At 72.6% G+C, this 22,065-nt stretch carries 21 protein-coding genes; 6 read left to right on the top strand and 15 right to left on the bottom strand.

Annotation, left to right across the window (positions count from 1 at the left end; all coding sequences use genetic code 11):
• Window positions 1-74: 74 nt before the first annotated feature.
• On the bottom strand, window positions 75-512 hold the full coding sequence (locus ACFVUY_RS18005; protein WP_387730903.1) for a Rieske (2Fe-2S) protein: 438 nt from the start codon (window positions 510-512) through the stop codon (window positions 75-77).
• A 120-nt stretch (window positions 513-632) separates the two neighbouring features.
• The gene (uvrA, locus tag ACFVUY_RS18010; protein WP_359912911.1) at window positions 633-3,545 is read right to left on the bottom strand and encodes an excinuclease ABC subunit UvrA; all 2,913 of its coding nucleotides are present in this window, start codon (window positions 3,543-3,545) and stop codon (window positions 633-635) included.
• Between the two features lie 279 nt (window positions 3,546-3,824).
• Between uvrA and ACFVUY_RS18015 the strand changes: the two genes are divergently transcribed.
• Window positions 3,825-4,577 carry a maleylpyruvate isomerase family mycothiol-dependent enzyme gene (locus tag ACFVUY_RS18015; RefSeq protein ID WP_387730905.1) on the top strand — a complete coding sequence of 251 codons (753 nt, stop codon included), beginning with the start codon at window positions 3,825-3,827 and terminating at the stop codon, window positions 4,575-4,577.
• Window positions 4,578-4,622: 45 nt separating this feature from the next.
• Entirely contained in the window at window positions 4,623-5,276 is a 654-nt protein-coding gene (locus tag ACFVUY_RS18020) for an MBL fold metallo-hydrolase (protein ID WP_359912905.1), read from the top strand.
• Between the two features lie 117 nt (window positions 5,277-5,393).
• On the opposite strand, the gene ACFVUY_RS18025 is transcribed toward ACFVUY_RS18020, so the two are convergent.
• From ACFVUY_RS18025 to zapE, 6 genes are all read right to left on the bottom strand, one after another.
• Window positions 5,394-6,374: a TerC family protein gene (locus ACFVUY_RS18025; RefSeq protein ID WP_387685615.1), complete on the bottom strand. Its 981-nt coding sequence runs from the start codon at window positions 6,372-6,374 to the stop codon at window positions 5,394-5,396.
• Window positions 6,375-6,703: 329 nt separating this feature from the next.
• The gene (locus ACFVUY_RS18030; protein ID WP_359915324.1) at window positions 6,704-7,282 is read right to left on the bottom strand and encodes a TerD family protein; all 579 of its coding nucleotides are present in this window, start codon (window positions 7,280-7,282) and stop codon (window positions 6,704-6,706) included.
• Between the two features lie 266 nt (window positions 7,283-7,548).
• Window positions 7,549-9,639: an excinuclease ABC subunit UvrB gene (uvrB, locus tag ACFVUY_RS18035; RefSeq protein WP_387685612.1), complete on the bottom strand. Its 2,091-nt coding sequence runs from the start codon at window positions 9,637-9,639 to the stop codon at window positions 7,549-7,551.
• Window positions 9,640-9,683: 44 nt separating this feature from the next.
• Window positions 9,684-9,992, bottom strand: coding sequence for a helix-turn-helix domain-containing protein (locus tag ACFVUY_RS18040; RefSeq protein ID WP_380668710.1), 309 nt, complete (start codon window positions 9,990-9,992; stop codon window positions 9,684-9,686).
• Entirely contained in the window at window positions 9,989-10,366 is a 378-nt protein-coding gene (locus tag ACFVUY_RS18045) for a type II toxin-antitoxin system RelE/ParE family toxin (protein ID WP_387730907.1), read from the bottom strand. The genes ACFVUY_RS18040 and ACFVUY_RS18045 overlap by 4 nt, the downstream gene beginning before the upstream one ends.
• Window positions 10,367-10,424: 58 nt before the next feature.
• Window positions 10,425-11,471, bottom strand: a complete 1,047-nt coding sequence (gene zapE / locus ACFVUY_RS18050; RefSeq protein ID WP_387685895.1) for a cell division protein ZapE — start codon at window positions 11,469-11,471, stop codon at window positions 10,425-10,427.
• A 126-nt stretch (window positions 11,472-11,597) separates the two neighbouring features.
• Between zapE and ACFVUY_RS18055 the strand changes: the two genes are divergently transcribed.
• The 4 genes from ACFVUY_RS18055 (at window position 11,598) to msrB (ending at window position 14,902) form a co-directional block, all read left to right on the top strand.
• A complete protein-coding gene (locus tag ACFVUY_RS18055; protein WP_387730910.1) occupies window positions 11,598-12,389 on the top strand; it encodes a pyrimidine reductase family protein in 792 nt (263 codons plus the stop codon).
• Between the two features lie 51 nt (window positions 12,390-12,440).
• Window positions 12,441-12,902, top strand: coding sequence for an indole-3-glycerol phosphate synthase (locus ACFVUY_RS18060; RefSeq protein ID WP_359915318.1), 462 nt, complete (start codon window positions 12,441-12,443; stop codon window positions 12,900-12,902).
• 122 nt (window positions 12,903-13,024) lie between these two features.
• The gene (gene murC, locus ACFVUY_RS18065) at window positions 13,025-14,455 is read left to right on the top strand and encodes a UDP-N-acetylmuramate--L-alanine ligase (RefSeq protein ID WP_387730913.1); all 1,431 of its coding nucleotides are present in this window, start codon (window positions 13,025-13,027) and stop codon (window positions 14,453-14,455) included.
• A 36-nt stretch (window positions 14,456-14,491) separates the two neighbouring features.
• Complete coding sequence (gene msrB / locus ACFVUY_RS18070) at window positions 14,492-14,902, top strand: peptide-methionine (R)-S-oxide reductase MsrB (RefSeq protein ID WP_380630987.1); 411 nt, start codon at window positions 14,492-14,494, stop codon at window positions 14,900-14,902.
• 121 nt (window positions 14,903-15,023) lie between these two features.
• On the opposite strand, the gene ACFVUY_RS18075 is transcribed toward msrB, so the two are convergent.
• The 7 genes from ACFVUY_RS18075 to ACFVUY_RS18105 form a co-directional block, all read right to left on the bottom strand.
• The gene (locus tag ACFVUY_RS18075; protein WP_387730915.1) at window positions 15,024-16,217 is read right to left on the bottom strand and encodes a cytochrome P450; all 1,194 of its coding nucleotides are present in this window, start codon (window positions 16,215-16,217) and stop codon (window positions 15,024-15,026) included.
• Complete coding sequence (locus ACFVUY_RS18080; protein WP_359914400.1) at window positions 16,214-16,786, bottom strand: ATP/GTP-binding protein; 573 nt, start codon at window positions 16,784-16,786, stop codon at window positions 16,214-16,216. Before ACFVUY_RS18080 ends, ACFVUY_RS18075 begins: the two co-directional genes overlap by 4 nt.
• A 70-nt stretch (window positions 16,787-16,856) precedes the next feature.
• Window positions 16,857-17,210, bottom strand: a complete 354-nt coding sequence (locus ACFVUY_RS18085) for a DUF742 domain-containing protein (protein WP_359914392.1) — start codon at window positions 17,208-17,210, stop codon at window positions 16,857-16,859.
• Entirely contained in the window at window positions 17,207-17,638 is a 432-nt protein-coding gene (locus ACFVUY_RS18090) for a roadblock/LC7 domain-containing protein (protein ID WP_387685596.1), read from the bottom strand. Before ACFVUY_RS18090 ends, ACFVUY_RS18085 begins: the two co-directional genes overlap by 4 nt.
• A complete protein-coding gene (locus ACFVUY_RS18095) occupies window positions 17,635-19,548 on the bottom strand; it encodes an ATP-binding protein (RefSeq protein WP_387730917.1) in 1,914 nt (637 codons plus the stop codon). Before ACFVUY_RS18095 ends, ACFVUY_RS18090 begins: the two co-directional genes overlap by 4 nt.
• An 86-nt stretch (window positions 19,549-19,634) precedes the next feature.
• A complete protein-coding gene (locus tag ACFVUY_RS18100; protein ID WP_387730919.1) occupies window positions 19,635-20,645 on the bottom strand; it encodes an MBL fold metallo-hydrolase in 1,011 nt (336 codons plus the stop codon).
• Between the two features lie 235 nt (window positions 20,646-20,880).
• On the bottom strand, window positions 20,881-21,840 hold the full coding sequence (locus tag ACFVUY_RS18105; RefSeq protein WP_387730922.1) for a GNAT family N-acetyltransferase: 960 nt from the start codon (window positions 21,838-21,840) through the stop codon (window positions 20,881-20,883).
• Between the last annotated feature and the right edge of the window lie 225 nt (window positions 21,841-22,065).

Raw genomic sequence — 22,065 nt, forward strand, 5'->3', positions numbered from 1 at the left:
TACCGAGTGGGGCCGGGGCCGCGGGGCGGAGATCGTCGGGGAGGACCGTGGCGGTCGGAAGGCGGTCAACTGGGTCAGCTCGGGGTCACCTTGAGGTTGCCGCCCTCGACCGTGACGGTGTAGGCGGGCAGCGGGGAGGGGGCCGGTCCGTCCTGCACGGCGCCGTCGGTGATGGCGAAGCGGCTGCCGTGGCAGGGGCACTGGATCTGGTTGTTCTTCACCTGGTCCACGAGGCAGCCGGCGTGGGTGCACCGGGCGTTGAACGCCTTGTACTGGCCGGCGGTGGGCTGGGTCACCACGATCTTCTGCTCGCGGTAGACCTTGCCGCCGCCCTCCGGCACGGCCGAGGCCGGGCCGAGGTCGACCGGGCCCTTGGGGGCGCTGCTGCCGGCGGATGAGGAGGAGCTGCACCCGGTGACCGCCACGGTGCCGCCGGCCGCCAGGACGGCCGCGGCCCCGCAGAGCAGGGTGCGGCGGGAGGCGGTGGGGCTGGTCTCGGGGGCCTCGGACATCGATGTGCTCCTACGGTTGCTGCTGCGGCGAGGGACCACGGAATTCTATGCCGCGCCACCCCGCCGCTCCCGGGCCGCCCGGGGTGCGGCGGCGGGGAGCGGCGGGGTGGCCGGACGGGACTACTTCTTCGCGGCGGCCGCGCGCTTGCGCGGCGCCCTCTTGGCCGGGGCGGCGACCGGGGCGTCCGTGAAGTCGGCCGGCAGGATGTCCCGCAGGAACTTGCCGGTGTGGCTCTCCGGGACGGCGGCGATCTGCTCCGGGGTGCCCTCGGCGACCACCGTGCCGCCGCCGGAGCCGCCCTCGGGGCCCATGTCGACGACCCAGTCGGCGGTCTTGATCACATCGAGGTTGTGCTCGATGACGATCACCGTGTTGCCCTTGTCCACCAGCCCGCTGAGCACCTTGATCAGCTTGCTGATGTCCTCGAAGTGCAGGCCGGTGGTGGGCTCGTCCAGCACGTAGACCGTCCGCCCGGTGGAGCGCTTCTGGAGCTCCGAGGCGAGCTTGACGCGCTGCGCCTCACCACCGGAGAGGGTGGGCGCGGACTGGCCGAGCCGGACGTAGCCGAGGCCGACGTCGTTGAGCGTGCGCAGGTGCCGGGCGATCGCCGGGACGGCCTCGAAGAAGTCCAGGGCCTCCTCGATCGGCATGTCCAGCACCTCGGCGATGGACCTGCCCTTGTAGTGGACCTCCAGCGTCTCCCGGTTGTACCGGGCGCCGTGGCAGACCTCGCACGGCACGTAGACGTCCGGCAGGAAGTTCATCTCGATCTTGATGGTGCCGTCGCCCGAGCAGTTCTCGCAGCGGCCGCCCTTGACGTTGAAGGAGAACCGGCCGGGCAGGTAGCCGCGGACCTTGGCCTCCTGCGTCTCCGCGAAGAGCCGGCGGACGTGGTCGAACACGCCGGTGTAGGTGGCCGGGTTGGAGCGCGGGGTACGGCCGATCGGCGACTGGTCGACGTGCACCACCTTGTCCACCTGGTCGGTGCCGGTGATCCGGGTGTGCCGGCCGGGCACGCTGCGGGCGCCGTTCAGCTCCCGCGCGAGGTGGGTGTACAGGATGTCGTTGACCAGCGTCGACTTGCCGGAGCCGGAGACGCCGGTGATCGCGGTGAAGGTGCCCAGCGGGAAGCCGACCGTGACGTCCTTGAGATTGTGCTCGCGGGCGCCGTGGACGGTCAGCTGGCGCTTCTTGTCCCGCTCGCGGCGGGAGGCCGGGATCGGGATGGACCGCTTGCCGGAGAGGTACTGGCCGGTCAGCGACTCCTTGTTGGTGAGCAGCTGCTTCAGCGAGCCGGAGTGCACCACCTTGCCGCCGTGCTCGCCGGCGCCCGGGCCGATGTCGACCACCCAGTCCGCGGTCTTGATGGTGTCCTCGTCGTGCTCGACGACGATCAGGGTGTTGCCGATGTCGCGCAGCCGCACCAGCGTCTCGATCAGCCGGTGGTTGTCCCGCTGGTGCAGGCCGATGGACGGCTCGTCCAGCACGTACAGCACGCCGACCAGGCCGGAGCCGATCTGGGTGGCCAGCCGGATGCGCTGGGCCTCGCCGCCGGACAGGGTGCCGGCCGCGCGGTCGAGCGAGAGGTAGTCCAGGCCGACGTCGACCAGGAAGCGCAGCCGCTCGTTGACCTCCTTGAGGACCCGCTCGGCGATCTGCTTGTCCCGGGCGTTCAGCTTCATCGCGCCCAGGAACTCGGAGCAGTCGCTGATCGACATCGAGGAGACGTCGGCGATCGACCTGCCCTCGACGGTGACCGCGAGCACCACCGGCTTGAGCCGGGTGCCCTGGCAGGTCGGGCAGGGCACCTCGCGCATGTAGCCCTCGAAGCGCTCGCGGCTGCTGTCGCTCTCCGCCTCGGTGTGCCGGCGCTGGATGAACGGGATCGCGCCCTCGAAGCCGGTGCTGTACGAGCGCTCCCGGCCGAAGCGGTTGCGGTAGCGGACCTCCACCTGGTGCTTGTGCCCGTACAGCAGCGCCTTCCTGGCCCGGGCGGGCAGCCCGGCCCAGGGGATGTCGGTGCGGAAGCCGAGCTCCCCGGCGAGCGCGTCGATCAGGCGCTGGAAGTACTCCTTGGCGTGCCCGGCCGACCACGGGTGGATCGCGCCCTCGTCCAGCGAGCGCTCGACGTCGGGCACGACCAGCTCCGGGTCGACCTCCATCCGGTTGCCCAGGCCCGAGCAGTCCGGGCAGGCGCCGAACGGCGAGTTGAAGGAGAACGAGCGCGGCTCCAGCTCCTCGAACGACACGTCGTCGTACGGGCAGTAGAGGTGCTCGGAGTACATCCGCTCGCGCTCCGGGTCGTCCTCCGGGAGGTCGACGAAGTCGAGCACGACCATGCCGCCGGACAGGCGCAGGGCCGTCTCCACCGAGTCGGTGAGCCGCCGCTTGGCGCTGTCCTTGACGGTCAGGCGGTCGATCACCACCTCGATGGTGTGCTTCTCCTGCTTCTTGAGCTTCGGCGGCTCGGCGAGCTGGATCGTCCCGCCGTCGACGCGGGCGCGGGAGTAGCCCTTGGACTGGAGGTCGGCGAAGAGGTCGACGAACTCGCCCTTGCGCTCGCGCACCACCGGGCTCAGCACCTGGAAGCGGGTGCCCTCGGCGAGCTCCAGCACCTTGTCCACGATCGCCTGCGGCGACTGCTTGGCGATCGGCCGGCCGCAGTGCGGACAGTGCGGCTTGCCGATCCGGGCGAACAGCAGGCGCAGGTAGTCGTAGACCTCGGTGATGGTGCCGACGGTCGAACGGGGGTTGCGGTTGGTGGACTTCTGGTCGATCGAGACGGCCGGGGAGAGGCCCTCGATGAAGTCCACGTCGGGCTTGTCCATCTGCCCGAGGAACTGGCGGGCGTAGGAGGACAGCGACTCGACGTAGCGGCGCTGGCCCTCGGCGAAGATCGTGTCGAAGGCGAGCGAGGACTTGCCGGAGCCGGAGAGGCCCGTGAAGACGATGAGGGAGTCGCGGGGCAGGTCGAGCGAGACGTTCTTGAGGTTGTGCTCGCGAGCACCGCGGACGATGAGGCGGTCGGCCACTGCTTCTGGCGCCTTTCTCCGGGGCGAGAGGGCTTGCGGTGAGTATCTGTACTTCTTCCAGGATGCGGCAGCCAGCCTATAGCTCAGACGTTCGAATATCGACTCTGTCCAGCGGAGACCACCCGAACGAGTGAGGGCCACCCCGGGGCCGTCCGTACCCGCACGGCGCGCATAGCCGAAAACCCCCTGCTCAGAGCCCCGATCCGGCGGTAGCGTCACATGGTCAACGAGCGAAGCCCCCACGGGCAACGCACCCTCTCGTCACAGAAGGCGGATTCGATGACCGACCCGCAGCCGACCGACCCGCACTCCGCCGCCGCGGCCGCCGCCCGGCACCTGGCCCGGGTCGAGGAGAGCACCCGGCACCTGCTGCACACCGCGGCCGAGCTGAAGCCCGAGGCCCTCGCCGAGCCCTCCGCGCTGCCCGGCTGGACCCGCGGCCACGTGCTGGCCCACCTCGCCCGTAACGCCGACTCCCTGGTCAACCTGCTGACCGGCGCCCGCACCGGCACCGACGTCCCCCAGTACGCCAGCAACGAGGCCCGCGACCAGGACATCGAGCGCGACGCGCCGCGCCCGCTGGAGGTCCAGCTCGCCGACCTGCGGGAGTCCCACGAGCGCTTCCTGGCCGCCGCCGCGCTGATGGGCCCCGAGGCCTGGGCCGTCGGGGTCAGGCACCGCTCCGGCTACGTCTTCCCGGCCTTCGACATCCCGGGCAAGCGCGTGGTGGAGCTGGAGTTCCACCACGTCGACCTGGACGGCGGCTACACCCCGGCGCACTGGCCGCAGGAGTTCGCGGTCAGCCGGTTCCGCGGGCTCGCCGAGGGGCTGGCCGGCGAGGCCGGCCTGCCCGCCGTGGAGCTGGTCGCCGACGACACCGAGGACCGCGCCGTGATCGGCACCGGCACCCCGGCCCTGACCGTCGAGGGCCCGGTCCGCGCGCTGACCGCGTGGCTCTCCGGCCGCTCCACCGGCGACGGCCTGCGCCACACCCCCGGCACCACCCTCCCCCGGCTTCCCCCGATGGGCTGACGGCGCGAGGATGATCCCAGGAGCCACTGGAGAGGGAGCGAACGGATGACGTACCACGGAGCGGTCAAGGTCGGCGGAGCGCCGGACGTGCGGGAGCTGGCCCACCTGATCATCACCAAGGTCGCCGTCGGACCGTACGACAACAACGCCTACCTGCTGCGCTGCCGGGCCACCGACGAACAGCTCCTGATCGACGCGGCCGCCGACGCGCCGGTGCTGCTGGAGACCGTCGGGGACGACCTCGAAACGGTGGTCACCACCCACCGGCACCACGACCACTGGGGCGCGCTGGCCGAGGTGGTCGCCACCACCGGCGCCCGGACGGCCGCCGGCGAGCACGACGCCGAGGGCATCGACGTCCCCACCGAGCTGCTGCTCGCGGACGGTGCCGGGCTGCGGGTCGGCGAGGTCGAGCTCACCGTCCGCCACCTGGTCGGCCACACCCCCGGCGCGATCGTGCTGGTCTACGACGACCCCCAGGGCCACCCGCACGTCTTCACCGGCGACTGCCTCTTCCCCGGCGGCGTGGGCAACACCTGGGGCGACCCGGAGGCCTTCCGGACGCTCTACCGCGACGTCACCGAGAAGATCTTCGACGTCCTCCCCGACGAGTCCTGGGTCTACCCCGGCCACGGCAACGACACCACCCTGGGGGCCGAGCGCCCGCACCTCGACGAGTGGCGCGAGCGCGGCTGGTAGCCCCGCCCCGCCCCCGCCGAACGGCCGAGGCCCCCGCGACCGTTTCCGGTCGCGGGGGCCTCGGCGGTGCACCGGCCCGGCGCCCCTGGCATCAGGGCGCGTCGGGCGTCAGGCGCGTCAGGCGTCGAGCTTCTCGCGCTCGGCCTGCTCGGCGTTCTTCGAGGCCCGCAGGCTGGTGAAGGTGGTGATCGCCAGGACCACCACGATGAAGCCCAGCGAGAACGGGATGCCGATCTCCGGGGCCCAGTCCGCGCCCGCCTCGTGGGCGGCGTGCAGCACCAGCTTCACACCGATGAAGCCGAGGATCACCGACAGGCCGTACGACAGGTGGACCAGCTTCTTCAGCAGGCCGCCGATCAGGAAGTACAGCTGGCGCAGACCCATCAGGGCGAAGGCGTTGGCGGTGAAGACCACGTACGGGTCCTGGGTCAGGCCGAAGATGGCCGGGATCGAGTCCAGTGCGAACAGCACGTCGGTGGTGCCGATCGCCAGCATGACGATCAGCATCGGGGTGATCAGCCGGCGGCCGTTCTCCCGGACGAACAGCTTGGTGCCGCGGTAGTCCTCGGTGGCCGGGAAGCGGCGGGTGATCGACTTGAGGACGCGGTTCTCCTCGAACTCCTCCTCGCCCTCCTCCTCGGCGCGGGCCTCCTTGATCAGCTTCCAGGCCGTCCAGATCAGGAAGCCGCCGAAGATGAAGAACACCCAGGAGAACTCGGAGACCAGGGCGGCGCCGCCGGCGATGAACACCGCCCGGAGCACCAGCGCGATGATCACACCGAACATCAGCACGCGCTGCTGGTAGATCCTGGGCACCGCGAACTTGCCCATGATCAGGATGAACACGAACAGGTTGTCGACACTGAGCGACTTCTCGGTGATGTAGCCGGCGAAGAACTCACCCGCCGGCTGCGCACCGGAGTGCCACCAGAGGAAGCCACCGAAGAGGACCGCCAGGACGACCCAGACGGCCGTCCAGATCCCGGCCTCCTTGATCGAGACCTCGTGCGGCTTGCGCCCTCCGATGAAGAAGTCCGCCACGATCAGTGCGATCAGCACCAGAATCGTGGAGACCCACATGGTCATGGAAACGTCCACTACTGCTCCTCCGGCAGGTAGGCGAGACAGTCATCGTCACTGCCGGAGGTCTCTTCCGCCCATCGGGCCAGCGCCCCGGGGTGCCGCGACGGGCACCCGTGATGACGGGGTCGGCTGTCGAGGAATACTCCCCTCCGCTGCCAACGAGAGTAACAGCTTCTCCAAAGAAAGGTAAAGAAGGTAAAGACCGTCAAGGCGGGCCACCGGAACCCGGGGGCTTGGAAGCCCTGGGAGCCGGGGCGGCGGGTGCCGCGAGTGCCGCGGGAGCGGGGAGTGCCGCGGGAGCGGGGAGTGGCGGGTCCTGCGGGGAGGGGCGGGAGCCGCCCGGGCTACAGGTACGGCTCGATCGCCGGCAGCAGGTCCTGGAAGGTGCGCCCCTTGGCCGGCGCGCCGATCGCCTGCATCTCCCAGCCGCCGTCGCCGTCCCGGACCACCTTGGCCATGATCTGCCCGGTGTGCGGCCCGCCGCCCGCCAGCTCGTAGCGGGCCAGCTCCAGCCCGGTGGTCTCGTCCACCAGCCGGCAGTGCGCCCGCTGCACCTCGGCGAAGGTCTGCCCGGTGTACGAGCTGACCGTGAACACCACCTGGGTGATGTGCACGGGCACGTGCGCCAGGTCGACCAGGATCGCCTCGTCGTCCTCGGCCCCGGAGCCGCCCTCCAGGTTGTCCCCGGTGTGCCGCACGGAGCCGTCGTTGCTCTCCAGGTGCGAGAAGAACACCACGTCGGACGGGGTGCGCTCGGCGTACAGCAGCGCCGAGGCGTCCAGGTCGATCTTCCGGGTGCGGCTGCCGAACAGCCCGCGCTTGGGGGCGGCCCGCCACCCGAGGCCCATCCGGACCACGGTCAGGGCGGCGCCCTGACCCTTCTGGAGGCTGACCCGCTGCCCCTTGGCCAGGTTCACCGACACGACGTTGTCCTCTCTGCCGGCCGCGCGGTCACACCCGCACGGCTCCACGGTGGAACACCCCGTCGCCGTCCCCCGGCTGAGGCCCCCTCTGCGTACGGCCCGCAACCCCGTCCCGAGGGCACGATGCCGCAGGCCAGCCTAGGCCCTGCGGCACCCCGCCCTCCCCCGGGTTTCCCCGTTTGTGGCAAGCCTGAGACACCCGCGGGCTTGACCGGTGCCATTCCGGCCAAGCCCGGTCACCGCGCGGGCGCGCTCGCGCGGGGCGCCTACGCCACACCCGCCTCGCGCATCTGCCGCAGTTCCTTCTTCAGCTCCTTGACCTCGTCGCGCAGCCGGGCCGCGACCTCGAACTGGAGGTCGGCGGCGGCCGTGTGCATCCGGTCGGTCATCTCCTGGATGAGGTCCGCCAGTTCGGCGGCGGGCAGGGACTTGGCCGGCTTGCGCTCCGCGCCCAGCGACGGCACCGGGGCCTTGCCCTTGCCCTGGTTGCGGTAGCCCGTGGAGAGCAGCTCGTCGGTGTCCACGTCCTCGCGGGCGAGGGTGTCCAGGATGTCGCCGATCTTCTTGCGCAGCGGCTGCGGGTCGATCCCGTGCTCCTTGTTGTAGGCCTGCTGCACGGCCCGGCGGCGGTTGGTCTCGTCGATGGCCTTCTCCATCGAGGGAGTGATCCTGTCCGCGTACATGTGGACCTGGCCGGAGACGTTGCGGGCGGCACGGCCGATCGTCTGGATCAGCGAGGTGCCGGAGCGCAGGAAGCCCTCCTTGTCCGCGTCCAGGATCGCCACCAGCGACACCTCGGGCAGGTCCAGGCCCTCGCGCAGCAGGTTGATGCCGACCAGCACGTCGTACCGGCCCGCTCGCAGCTCCCGCAGCAGCTCCACCCGGCGCAGCGTGTCCACGTCGCTGTGCAGGTACCGGACCCGGATGTCCAGGCCGAGCATGTAGTCGGTGAGGTCCTCGGCCATCTTCTTGGTCAGCGTGGTGACCAGGACCCGCTCGTCCCGCTCCACCCGCTGACGGACCTCGTGCACCAGGTCGTCGATCTGGCCCTCGGTCGGCTTGACGATCACCTCGGGGTCGATCAGGCCGGTCGGGCGGATGATCTGCTCGACCTGGCCGTCGCCGCGCGACAGCTCGTACGGGCCGGGCGTCGCCGACAGGTAGACGGTCTGGCCGATCCGCTCCAGGAACTCCTCCCACTTCAGCGGGCGGTTGTCCATCGCGGAGGGCAGCCGGAAGCCGTGCTCGACCAGGGTGCGCTTGCGCGAGGCGTCGCCCTCGTACATCGCGCCGATCTGCGGGACGGTGACGTGCGACTCGTCGATGACCAGGAGGAAGTCGTCCGGGAAGTAGTCGAGCAGGGTGTTCGGCGGGGAGCCGGGCTCACGGCCGTCGAAGTGCATCGAGTAGTTCTCGACGCCCGAGCAGGTGCCGATCTGGCGCAGCATCTCGATGTCGTAGGTGGTGCGCATCCGCAGCCGCTGGGCCTCCAGCAGCTTGCCCTGCTTCTCCAGCCGGGCGAGCGTCCCCTCCAGCTCCTTCTCGATGCCGGTGATCGCGCGCTCCATGCGCTCGGGGCCGGCCACGTAGTGCGAGGCGGGGAAGACGTGGACGGATTCGTCCTGGCTGATGATCTCGCCGGTGAGCGGGTGCAGGGTGTACAGCGCCTCGATCTCGTCGCCGAACATCTCGATCCGGACGGCGAGCTCCTCGTAGACCGGGAAGATCTCGATGGTGTCGCCGCGGACCCGGAAGGTGCCGCGGGTGAAGGCCACGTCGTTGCGGGCGTACTGGATGTCGACGAAGCGGCGCAGCAGGTCGTCCCGGTCGATCTCCTGGCCGACCTTGAGCCGCACCATCCGGTCGACGTACTCCTGCGGGGTGCCGAGGCCGTAGATGCAGGAGACCGAGGCGACCACGATGACGTCCCGGCGGGTGAGCAGCGAGTTGGTCGCCGAGTGGCGCAGCCGCTCGACCTCCTCGTTGATCGAGGAGTCCTTCTCGATGTAGGTGTCCGTCTGCGGGACGTACGCCTCGGGCTGGTAGTAGTCGTAGTACGAGACGAAGTACTCGACGGCGTTGTTCGGCAGCAGCTCGCGGAACTCGTTGGCCAGCTGCGCGGCCAGCGTCTTGTTCGGCGCCATCACCAGGGTGGGGCGCTGCAGCTTCTCGATCATCCAGGCCGTGGTGGCCGACTTGCCGGTGCCGGTGGCACCGAGCAGCACGACGTCCTTCTCCCCTCCCCTGATCCGCCGTTCCAGCTCGGCGATCGCCGCCGGCTGGTCGCCGTTCGGCTGGAAGGGACTGACGACCTCGAAGGGCGCCACGGACCGCTCAATACTCGTGATGGGACGCACCACTCAACGGTACGACCCACCACTGACAAGCGAGGCCGGTTCGATCAGGCCGCGTGGGCCTCGAAGCTCATGGCCGGCTCCCGGGCGGGGTCGATCCGCACGACGGAGTCGAAGGCGGCGGCGAGTCGCTCGATCAGCGGAAGGGTCGGATCGACCCCGCTCTCCTCGATGCCCTCGACGGTCTCCTCGTCCAGCCCGGTCCGCTCGGCGAGCTCGGCGAGTGTCCACCCGAGCGCGGAGCGCCGGGCGTACACGGCCTCGGCCAGCGCCATCCGCCGCCCCGCCGCGCGGTACTCCTCGCTCTCCCGGTGCTCCGCCGGCACGGTCCAGCGGGTGTGGTAGCCGCTGCTCATCGCTGCTCCTCCCGGTCGTAGATCTCGTGATCGGCGGCGGGCCGGTGCTCCGCCTCGCAAACCTTCTGCGCGCGGCGTGCCCGTTCGACCTGATCGGTCTCGCGGTTCCTAGTCTTGCGGAAGACCGTCAGCAGCACAGCCCTCCGCCCCGGCGCGAGCCAGTACGTGATGCGCATGGACCCGATCCGCAGCTCCCGCAGCGGGCCGCCCAGGTGGCTCGCCAACGGGAACGACAGCGCCTCACCGTCCTCGGCGAGGCGGTCGGCGGCGCGTTCGGCAGCCCGGTACTCGGTGGTCGGGCAGTTCTGGAGCCATACCCGCACCTCGGGCTCGATCTCGATCCCGTAGCCCGCCCGGGACTCGTCACCGGTCATGCCTCTCCCCCTCGCTCGGCAGTGGGAACAACTGCCGGGCGAGGGGGAGGGTCACGGGTCAGGCCTTGGCGCTGTCCCGGGCGAGGGCGACCAGGCGGGAGATGGCGCGCAGGTACTTCTTGCGGTAGCCGCCGCGCAGCATCTCCTCCGGGAAGACCCGGTCGAAGGGCAGGCCGGAGGCGGTGATCGGCAGCTCGCGGTCGTACATGCGGTCGGCGAGGACGACCAGGCGCAGCGCGGTGGACTGGTCGTCGACCTGCTTGACGCCGCGCAGGCAGACCGCGGTGACGTCGTCCAGCAGCGCGCCGTAGCGGCTGGGGTGGACGGCGGAGAGGTGGGCGAGCAGGGCGTCGAAGTCGTCCAGCGAGGCGCCGGGGGTGCGGTCCGCGACGTCTCCGACGGCCTCGTCGGAGTACGGCGGCGGGGCGTCCGGCAGGCCGCGGTGGCGGTAGTCCTGGCCGTCGATCCGCATCGGGCGGAAGTGCGCGGACAGGCCCTGGATCTCGCGCAGGAAGTCGGCGGCGGCGAAGCGGCCCTCGCCGAGCTTCTCCGGCAGGGTGTTCGAGGTGGCGCACAGCTTCACGCCGTTCTCGACCAGCCGGCCGAGCAGGGTGGAGACGAGCACGGTGTCGCCCGGGTCGTCCAGCTCGAACTCGTCGATGCAGAGCAGCGTGTGCCCGGAGAGGGTCCGCACGGCCTGCTGGAAGCCGAGCGCGCCGACCAGGTTGGTCAGCTCGACGAAGGTGCCGAAGGCCTTGGGGCCGGGGGCGGCGTGCCAGAGCGACGCGAGCAGGTGGGTCTTGCCGACGCCGTAGCCGCCGTCGAGGTAGACCCCGGCGGGGCCGGTGGGCGCGGGCGCGGAGCGGCGGAACCAGCTGCGCTTGGGCGGCGAACCGTTTCCTCCGCCGAGGGTGGCCGCGAACTGCTCCAGGACCTGGACGGCCTCGTACTGGCTCGGCTGGGTCGGGTCCGGGATGTACGTCCCGAAGCTCACGTCGGCGAACCGGGGCGGCGGGACCATCTCGGCGACCAGCCGCTCGGCGGGCACGACGGGACGGCGGGAGGTGAGCGCGATCGGGGAGCCGGACACGAGTGCGGCGGCTATCGGCTCGTTCGCGGTTGCGGAGTGGGAGGCTGCGGGCACATCAGTAGAGGGTACGCCTGCCCCGTACGCCGTCCGAACGACCCGCGGCCCCGGACGGAGCACGGCCGGCGGTGGAAGACTGGGATCATGCAACAGTTGATCAGCCCGCTGGGCGGCCGGCCCGCGGATCCGGCCGCACTGGAATCGCTCGCCGCCGTCTACGCGTACCCCGAACAGGTGAATCAGGGGCGCCCCTGGCTGCGCGCCAACATGGTGTCCGGCCTGGACGGCGGGGCCAGGCTGGACGGGCTCTCGGAGGGCCTCTCCGGCGACGCGGACAAGCGGATCTTCGGGGTGCTGCGGGCCCTGTCGGACGTGGTAGTGGTGGGCGCGGAGACGGTCCGCGCCGAGGGTTACCGTCCGGCCCGGGCGCGCCGGGAGTTCGCGGCGGCCCGGGCGGCGGCGGGCCAGGCGCCCGCCCCGGTGATCGCCGTGGTGAGCCGCTCGCTGCGGCTGGACCTGACCGCGCCGCTGTTCACCGAGCCGCTGGTCAGGACGGTGGTGATCACCACCGAGGACGCCGATGCGGAGCGTCGTCGGGCGGTGGCCGAGGTGGCCGACCTGGTGCTCGCGGGCACGGGTTCGGTGGACCTGCGGGCGGGCGTGGCGGCCCTGGCCGAGCGGGGCTGGACCCGGCTGCTGACCGAGGGCGGCCCGCGTCTGCTGGGGCAGTTCGCGGCGGCCGGCCTGCTGGACGAGCTGTGCCTGTCGCTGGCCCCGCTGCTCACCGGCGGCGACGCGCCGCGCATCCTCCACGATGCCGGAATGCCGGACGTGCAGCGGATGGAGCTGGTCTCATTGATCGAGCAGAAAGGATTCCTCTTCACTCGCTACCTGCGTCACCTGGGTTCGGATGACCCCGTGACCCCCCGATCGTGATCCCGTTATGCGATGCCGGGGCCCGGGGGCCGGCCACTGGAAGGGACTCACGTGTTCAAGACGGTACTGATGATCGAAAAGGCTCTCTCCGACGCGGACGTGGAACTCGTCACCACGCTCCACGGCGAGGAGGAGGTGTCCTTCGTCGTCCTGATGCAGCCGCGCGGCAGGCAGGACGAACTGCTGCGGGCGCTCGACGACGTCGCCCTCGGCCACCTCGACAAGGTGGTCCACGAGCACGACGAGTCCGGGAACGCGCCGACGGTGGCGACCGAGTCGCTGGAGCACAGCCTGCGCCACCTGCGCACGGCCGGGGCCGGGGCGGTGGGCGAGCTGGTCGAGGAGAGGCCGCTGGAGCGGCTGCGTGCGGTCGTCGAGGAGCAGCGGGCGGACGAGGTGGTGGTGCTCACCTCCCCGCACTTCGTGGAGGAGTTCTTCCACCGCGACTGGGCCTCCCAGGCCCGGCACAAGGTGGGGGTCCCGGTGCTCAGGCTGTTCGCCAGCGACTCCTGAGCGACTCCTGGCCCGGTGCGGCGGTGGTGCAGAATCGTCCTTGCGGTCCGCCCGCGAGGACGATTCCGTCCTCCCGTCCCGTCCGCCCGCCCTGTCTGCCCCCGCCCCTACGGAGCCACGCCTTGAACGACGCCGCGCACGACCTGCACGCCCCGCACTTCATCGGCATCGGCGGCGCCGGGATGTCCGGCCTGGCGAAGATCCTCGCCGTGCGCGGGGCCAGCGTCTCCGGCAGCGACTCCAAGGAGTCCGAGACCGTCCTCGCGCTGCGCGCCCTCGGTGCCACCGTGCACGTCGGCCACGCCGCCGAGCACGTGCCGGACGGCACCAGCAGCGTGGTCGTCTCCAGCGCGATCCGCGCCGACAACCCGGAGCTGGCCGTCGCCCACGAGCGCGGCATCCCGGTGGTGCACCGCTCCGACGCGCTGGCCGCGCTGATGGGCGGCCGGCGGGCGCTGGCGGTGGCCGGCACCCACGGCAAGACCACCACCACCAGCATGCTCGCCGTCGCCCTCGGCGAGCTGGGCCTGGACCCGTCCTACGCGATCGGCGGCGACCTCGACGCGCCCGGCTCCAACGCCCACCACGGCACCGGCGAGATCTTCGTCGCCGAGGCGGACGAGAGCGACCGCAGCTTCCACAAGTACGCGCCGGAGGTGGCGATCGTGCTCAACGTGGAGCTGGACCACCACGCCAACTACGCGTCGATCGAGGAGATCTACGAGTCCTTCGAGACCTTCGTCGGCCGGATCGTCCCCGGCGGCACCCTGGTGGTCTCGGCCGACCACGACGGCGCCCGCGAGCTCACCTCCCGGGTGGCCGGACGCGAGGGCCTGAACGTGGTGACGGTCGGCTCCGCCGAGGACGCCGACCTGCGGGTGCTGTCGGTGGTCGCCCGCGGCATGACCAGCGAGGTGACCGTGCTGCTGGACGGCGCCGAGCTGGCGTTCACCGTCTCGGTGCCCGGCCGGCACTACGCCCACAACGCGGTGGCCGCGCTGGCCGCCGGCGTCGCGCTGGGCGTCCCGGCCGCCGACCTGGCCAAGGCGCTCGGCGCCTACACCGGCGTGCGCCGCCGCCTCCAGCTCAAGGGCGAGGCCGCCGGGGTCCAGGTGATCGACTCCTACGCCCACCACCCCACCGAGATGACCGCCGACCTGGAGGCGATCCGCGAGGGCCTGACCGGCGGTGGCCGGGTGCTGGTGGTCTTCCAGCCGCACCTGTTCAGCCGCACCCAGCAGCTCTCCGAGGAGATGGGCCGGGCCCTGGCGCTGGCCGACGCCTCGGTGGTGCTGGACATCTACCCGGCCCGCGAGGACCCGATCCCCGGCGTGACCAGCGAGCTGATCGTCGACGCCGCCCGCCGGGCCGGCGCCGAGGTCGCCGCCGAGCACTCCTTCGCCGCCGCTCCCGCCGTGCTGGCCGGCCTCGCCCGCCCCGGCGACCTGCTGCTCACCATGGGCGCCGGGGACGTCACCAACCTGGGCCCGGCCATCCTTGACCATCTCGGGGGAGGCCTTCAGCACCTCGCGAACGTTGCTTCCAACGTCTGACACACGCACGCACGAACGCCGCGACCGGGAGCCGTGATGAGCTACGAGATCGAGAAGACCGAGGCCGAGTGGCGCGCCGAGCTCAGCCCCGAGGAGTACCACGTGCTCCGCGAGGCGGGCACCGAGCGCCCGTTCACCGGTGAGTACACCGACACCAGGACGGTCGGCGTCTACGGCTGCCGGGCCTGCGGGGCCGAACTGTTCAGCTCCGAGACCAAGTTCGACAGCCACTGCGGCTGGCCGTCCTACTACGCGCCGCTGGCCGGGGACCGGGTCCAGTACATCGAGGACACCTCGCTCGGCATGCGCCGGGTCGAGGTGCGCTGCGCCCGCTGCGGCGGGCACCTCGGGCATGTCTTCGAGGGCGAGGGCTACGGCACGCCGACGGACCAGCGGTACTGCATCAACAGCGTCTCGCTGACGCTGAAGCCGGCCGAGCAGGGCTGAGCGACGAACGGCAGGAGGCCCGGACACGTACGGTGTCCGGGCCTCCTGCCGTTCGGGCCCGAGTGCCCGGGCGTGCGTGCTGTCCCGGGCCTGCGTGCTGTCCGGGCGGGCGTGTCCGGGCCTACCCCTCGACCGGTGCGAAGCGGACCGGAAGGTGCATCAGCGCCCGGTGGAACGGGCCCGGGCGCCAGAGCAGGTCCTCGGCGGGGGTGGAGAGTTCGAGGTCGCTGAGGCGGCTGCCCAGCTGCTCGATGGCGGTGATCGCGATCAGCAGGGCCGGGTCCCGGGCCGGGCAGGCGTGCGGGCCGGCCGCCCAGGCCAGGTGGGCGCTCTCCCCGCTGCGCAGCCCGCCGTCGTCGGTGGGCGGCGCGGCCTGGGAGTTGGCGGCCGCGTACGAGACCAGGACCAGCGTGCCCGCCTTGATCTCGCGGCCGTGGAAGGTGATGTCGTACCGCGGGTAGTGGGCCGAGAGGTTGGCCATCGGCGGCTCGTGCCAGAGCACCTCGTCGATCGCCTGGTGGGCGGTCATCGCCCCGCCGAACAGCGAGCCGGCGTAGCGGGCGTCGGTGAGCAGCCGCAGCAGGGCGTTGCCGATCAGGTTGGTGGTCGGCTCGTGCCCGGCGATCAGGGTCAGGGTGATCTGCCGGATCACCTCGTCGTCGTCCAGCCCGACCGGGTGGGTGACGAACATCGAGGTGAGGTCGTTCCGGGGGCGCGCGCGGCGCTCGGCGACCATCGCGGTGACCACCGCCAGGAGCTTCCCGTACGAGGCGCCGGCCCGCGCGGTGGACTCGATCAGCCCGGTGATCGCGTCCACCACCTCCTCGCGCTGCTCCTGCGGCACGCCGAACCAGGTGGTGAGCGCGAAGGCGGGCAGCCGGCGGGCGTACTCGGCGATCAGGTCGGCGTGCCCGCCGGCGGCGAAGCGGTCGATCAGCCGGTGCGCGGTCCCGGCGACCTGGCGCTGGAGCCGGTGCGGTTCGAACAGCGCGAGGGCGTCGGTGATCACCGCCCGGTAGCGCGCGTGGGTCTCACCGTCGCTGAACAGCGCGGTCGGGCGGTAGCCGAGCACCGGCAGCAGCGGGGAGTCCGGCGGGACGGTGCGCTGCCAGGCCCGGGAGTCCTTGGAGAAGGTGTCGGTGTCGCGCAGCAGGTCCAGCGCGGCCTGGTAGTCGGTGACCAGCAGGGCCTCGACGCCTGGCGCGACCTCGACCGGGGCGACCGCGCCGTGCCGCCGCAGCCGCTCGTAGACCAGCTGGGGGTCGGCGGCGAAGACCGGGCCGTGGATCGGGGTCGGGCGGGACTCGACGGTCACGGCTGCTCCGGGGTGGCGGGGTCCGAGGTGGCGGGGGCGGCGGGCAGGGCGTCCAGGACGTGCTCGGCCAGCGCGATCAGCGCGTCCAGGCTGCTGTCGCGCTCGCGGGCGTCGCAGAGCAGCAACGGGGTCGCGGCATGCAGGTCCAGGTGGGTGCGCAGCACCTCGACCGCGTGCTCCGGCGCGTCCGGGAAGCGGTTGACGGCGACGGCGTACGGCAGGCCCTGCTCCTCGACCATGTCCATGATCTCGAAGGAGTCGGCCAGCCGGCGGGTGTCGGCGAGCACCAGGGCGCCCACGGCGCCGCGGGCGATGTCCTGCCAGAGCGGGAAGAACCGCCGCTGGCCGGGGGTGCCGAACATGTAGAGCACGACGTTGCCGGGCAGGGTGAGCCGGCCGAAGTCGACGGCGACGGTGGTGGTGGCCTTCTCGGGCAGGCCGGCCAGATCGTCCACCGGGCGGCCGGTCTCGGTCATCGCCTCCTCGGTGTGCAGGGTGGCGATCTCCGAGAGGGTGCGGATGAGGGTGGTCTTGCCGACCCCGAACGGGCCGGCCACCACCAGCTTCATCAGCGTCTGGTCCCGGTCGGGCAGGTAGCCCACCCGGCTCTGGTCTTCCGGGTCCGGCCGGGCGGCCGGGTCACCGGAGCGCACGGAGTCCAACGAGGAGCCTCTCGACGATGGAGCGGTCGGTCTGCTGGGCGCGCGGGATCGGTGCGCGGGCGTGCAGGCAGCCCGACTCGACCAGATCGGCCGCGAGGAAGACAGTGGCACTGACCGGCAGGCGCAGGTGCGCGGCGGCCTCCACCACGGTCAGTGCGCCGGGGCGCAGCAGTTCCCAGAGCCGGCGGTGTTCGGGTTCGAGCGCGGCCGGCGGGTCGGCGCGGTCGGCGAACAGCACGGTCAGCCGCTCGAAGCCCTTGGTGCCGGGGCGGCTGCGGCCGCCGGTGGCCAGGTAGGCGGGCACCATCCGCCTGCGGGGGGCGGCGGTCATGACCGGCCGTCGTCGTCCTGCCGCCGGGTCGGGCTCGCGAGCGCGCGACCGAGGGCGGCGACCTGCAGCTGCATCTGGTAGGCCACGTTGCCGAGTTGGGCGTCCGGCGAGGTGAACACGGCGAGCGAGGTGTTCTCCCCGGCGGGCACCACGATGGCGTAGCCGAGGTCGGACTCCACCACGGTCTGGGCCAGCCTGGGGCGCTCGGCGTCGGTGAACGCGGCGGTGAAGGCCCGGGCGGCGGCGTGCACGGTGGCGGTCATCGCGGCGACCCGCTCGGCCGAGGCGCGCTCCAGGCCGCCCGAGGCGCCCTCGACCAGGCCGTCCCCGGTGGCGATGACCGCGTGCAGCACCCCCGGCAGCTCCAGCAACGGGGTCAGCACCCACGAGATCTCGTCGGTGGTGGTCGGGCTGGGCGTGCTGCTCACTGCTCGGCTCCTTCTAAGGTCTGACCGGTGTTCTGGTCACCGGGGTCGTGGCCGGCGGTGGTGTCGCCGGGGTCGTGGCCGGGGGTGGTGCCGCCGGGGGCGGCGGGGGTACCGGCGGCGCCGGTCTCCTCGCGGGCGGCCCGGGCCACGGCGGCCCGGCCGGAGTCGGTGCCCTGCTGCAGCGCCTGCCAGTGGGCGGCGGCCTGCTCGGGGGTGCGGGCGGACGCCGGGGCACGGTCGGACGCCGGGGTGCGGTCGGACGCCGGGGCGCGAACGGGGACGGGCCTCGCGCCGGGCGGCTGCTCGGCGGCCAGCGGACGGCGGCGCCGCCGGGTGGGCAGGCCGGTGCCGTCGTCGGCCACGGGTGCGTCCGCCGCGGGCGCACCGGCCGGCTCATCGCCCCTTGCCGTCGCGCCGTCCGTCCGGCCGTCTGCCTGGCCATCCGTCCGGCCATCCGTCCGGTCGTCCGCGACCGGATCGGGCACCACCCGGATGGCCGGGGCCGGGTGCGGGCCCGGCTGGTTGTGGCGGTCGGCGAGCTGCGGGCCGTCCTGCTCGTCCGCGTCGCGCATCGGCGGGACGGCCGCGACGGTGGGCGCCTGGGCCGGCCCGGCGCCGGCCCGCAGCGGCAGCGGGGTGAGCACCGACAGCGGCTGCTCGTCGTCCACGACGGTCACCAGCGCGGCCGGGATGCGCAGGATGGTCCGCATGCCGCCGTACGGCGAGGGCTCGACGTGACAGGAGAAGCCGTACTGGCGGGCCAGCTTGCCGATCACCGCGAAGCCGGTCTTGGGCGGGTTGCCGAGCTCGGTGAGCAGCATGTCGGGCGGGCCGGCCAGCAGCCGACGGGCGCGGCGCAGCTGGTCCTCGTCCATGCCGATGCCGCTGTCGTCGATGATCACCAGCGCGCCGCGGCCGCCCTGCTGGACGGTGACCGGGACATCGGTCTCCGGGTGGGAGTAGGCGGTGGCGTTGGCGAGCAACTCGGCGATGGTGACGGCGATCGGCTCGGCGGCCCGGGCGACCACGGCGAGGCGCTGCTCGCGCAGGTGGTTGGCGACCTTGATCCGGGCGTAGCCGGGCACCCGGGAGAGCGCGCCGACGACCACCTCGGCGAGCGGCGAGTCGGTGCGGGCCAGGCCCGGCCAGGCCTCGCAGAGCACCGCGATGGTCTGGATCCGGCGCAGCGCGACCTCGTTACGGAAGTCGACCTCCAGCAGCCGCGGGTCGTCGTGCTCGTGCTGGAGCTGCTGGACCAGGCTCTGGATCTGGTACAGCAGGGTCTGGATCCGGGAGGTGGCGCCGCGCATGGCGGCGCGGGCGGCGGCGTCCACCCGCTCGCGCTCGTCGGCGAGGGCGGCGTGCGCGGCGTCCAGGACGGCCTGCAGCGCCCGGACCGCCTCGGGGCCGACGGCCTGCGGGTCCAGTGGGCCGACCAGCGGGGCGTTGCCGTGGGTGAGCCGTACGGCGGTGGCGGCGATCCGCTCCTGGGCGAGGTGGCCGATCTCGGCGAGCAGCGCGGTCGCCCGCGCCTCGGCGGCCGCGAGCGCGCTCTCGGCCCGCTCGGCCCGGTCGGTCGCGGCTGCGCCCTGCTGCAGGGCGTCCCGGACGGTGTCCTGCGCGTGCCGGGCCGCTTCCTGAGCCTCGCGGACGCTGTCCTCGGCGGCGCGGGTGCGCTCCTGCGCCAGCTGGGCCTCCTCGGCGGAGCGCCGGGCGGCCTCCTGCGCCTCGCGCTGCTGCTGCTCGGCGCGGGCGAGCCTGCCCTCGGCGGCCCGGGTACGCTCCTCGCTCCGGCCGAGCGCGGTCTCGGCGGCCGTCGCCCGGGCGACGGCCCCGGCCCGGCCGCGGGCGAGCACGGCCGCGGCCACGGCGGCGACCAGCGCCAGGACGATCAGCGCGATCTGCGTCATCGAAGTCCTCGGGGGTGCTTGCGGGTGGGACCGGGTGGTGCGGCCGGACCTGCCGGGAGGGGCGCGTTCCGGGAGCGCGGGCGGGGTCAGTTCCCGGCGGCGCGGGGGCGCGGGGAGCGGGCGGCGTCCTCGGCCAGTTCCCGGGCCACCAGGGCGACCTGGCCCATGGCCTCCAGGGCGCCGGGGGCCGCGGAGCCGTCCAGGTGCCGGTACTCGGCCGCGAGGGTGAGCACCAGTCGCTCGGGCAGGCCGAGTTCGGGGTGGCGCTGTTCGGCGATCACCCGCCGGGCGGCGTCCAGCGCGGGTATGCCTGCGGCGTGCAGGGCGTGGGCGCGCTCGCGGACGTAGGCGAGGTAGCCGATGTGCTCCCGGACTCCGTCGCGGTCCAGCACCGGGCCGTGGCCGGGCACGAAGATCTCCGCGCCGGTGGCGAGGGCCTGCTCGCAGGCGCCGATGACGTTCTCCAGCGGTCCGGCCCAGTGCGAGGGGTGGTCGCCGGGCTGCTCGGGCGTCGAGGAGAAGATCACGTCGCCGGTGAAGACCGCGCGCTGGTGCGGGAGGTGGACCATGAGGTCCCCGCCCGTGTGGGCGGCGGGCAGGCTGGTGATCCGCACCGGGTAGCGGCCGACGGTCAGCTCCAGTTCGCCGGTGAAGACGGTGTCGGGGCGCACCGGCGCGGTGCCGGACCAGTCGAACTGCCCGAAGTGCTCCCTCAGGTAGCCGCCGAGCGGCGACTGCGGGTCGCTGTTGACGACCAGCGCGTGCTGCTGCTGCGGGGTGGGCTCCCAGTGGATGTGCTCCAGCGCCTCGCGGGTGGCGATCACTTCGGCGTCCGGCAGCACCCCGGCGCCCCACAGGTGGTCCCCGTTGGCGTGGGTGACGACCACCCGGTCGATCCCGACGCCGTCCGGCAGCAGCCGCCGGCTCGCGGCGAGGAACTCCCCGGCCATCGAGGGGTCGTACGGCGTGTCGATCCAGAGCGCGGTGGTCTCCGAGGCCAGCAGCCCGCAGTTGGCCAGGCCCCAGCCCCGCTTCGGCGGGAGCCACACGTACAGGTCCTCGGCAATCGCGCTCACGTTCGCACGGCTGATCGTCATGTGCGCGATTATGCCCATGTCGTGACAGGAGTGGAGCAAAACCATTACAGTTCAAGCCACTTCGCGCCCGAAGGAACCCGAGCTGTCCCGATTCGTCCCACGTGGTCTGGACCACATCTGGCCGAAGTGGCCCGGCCCGGGCCCCGGTTGGGTCCGCGCCGGGCCGGGGATGGTCCGTGCCGGGCCGGGGTCCGGCCCGGGATTCGGTCCGGGATCCGGTTCCGGGGGGGGAGCGTCAGATCCCCTGCTCCGCCGACCGCTCCAGCTGCTTGATCCCCTTGCGCTCCCCCGCACAGCGCTCGTAGCCGAGCCAGGCGTTGATCGCCAGCATCGGCCCGTTGGTCGTGTCGTTGCTGGTGTACGCGTGCCGGTAGCCGGCCGCCGCGGCGAGCCGCAGCGACTCCAGCTTGGCCAGTTTGCTCAGCCCCCGGCCGCGGAACTCCCGGCGGCAGGCGGTGAACGCGGACCAGTAGCGGTCCACGCCGTCGGTCTGCACCATGCTGAACGCGGCCGGCCGGCCGTCCACCACGGCGACGACGCTCAGCGCCGCGTCCCGGTCCGGCCTGGCCCAGTCGTTGCGCAGCCAGTCCTCGTACGTGAGGGCGTCCATCGGCACCTCGCTGCCGGGCTCGTCCAGGATGGCGTCCGCCTCGACCAGGAACACCGGGTACGGGTCGTCCGCCCAGTCGGCGGCCGGGCGCAGCTCGACACCGGCCGGCCGTACGGGGGCGGGCGGCAGCGGCAGCGCGAGGTCCCGTCCGGCGAACTGCATGGTGCGCCCGATCCGGTAGCCCCGGGCGGTGGCGAAGGCCTGCGGGGCGGGCTCGTCGTCCAGCCAGGTGTGCAGCTCCGTCACGCCGTGCCCGGTCAGGTGCCGCTCGGCCGCGGCCAGCAGGGCGGTGGCCGCGCCGCGCCGCCGGTACTCCGGCAGCACGCTGCCGTTGGCGTGGCCGACACCCGTGGTCGTCGTGCCGAGCACCACCCCGCAGCGCACCGCGCCGACCACCCGGCCGTCCAGCTCGGCGACGAAGGTGCGGAAGTGCTCCTCGGGGCTGGGCTGGGCGTTCAACCAGACCAGCGTCTCGGCGGAGAGCACCAGGTGTTCGCGCCCGGCCCGGTGGGCCGCGGCCACGGCCACGGCGTCCTCGGGGCGGAAGTCACGGATCGTCACGGAGGAGGAATTCGAAGAAGTCATGGATTCCCACGCTAGCCCCGCCGGCCCGTCCGGCGCCTCCGGTTTTCCCGCCGGAAGGGCGCCCCACCTGCGCGGACGGTCCGGGCTCGGGACCAAAGTCCCTCACGACCGGTACGACATGCTCAAATAATGCTCTGAGAAGACCGGGCGAGGCTTGGCAGCCGCCCCGCCCGGGGACATTCTCAGCAGCACGGCCGCGCGGTTCCGGCGACGACGCCCGCACCG

The organism is Kitasatospora sp. NPDC058063 (genome assembly GCF_042885395.1).
GTDB lineage: Bacteria > Actinomycetota > Actinomycetes > Streptomycetales > Streptomycetaceae > Kitasatospora > Kitasatospora lactacystinica.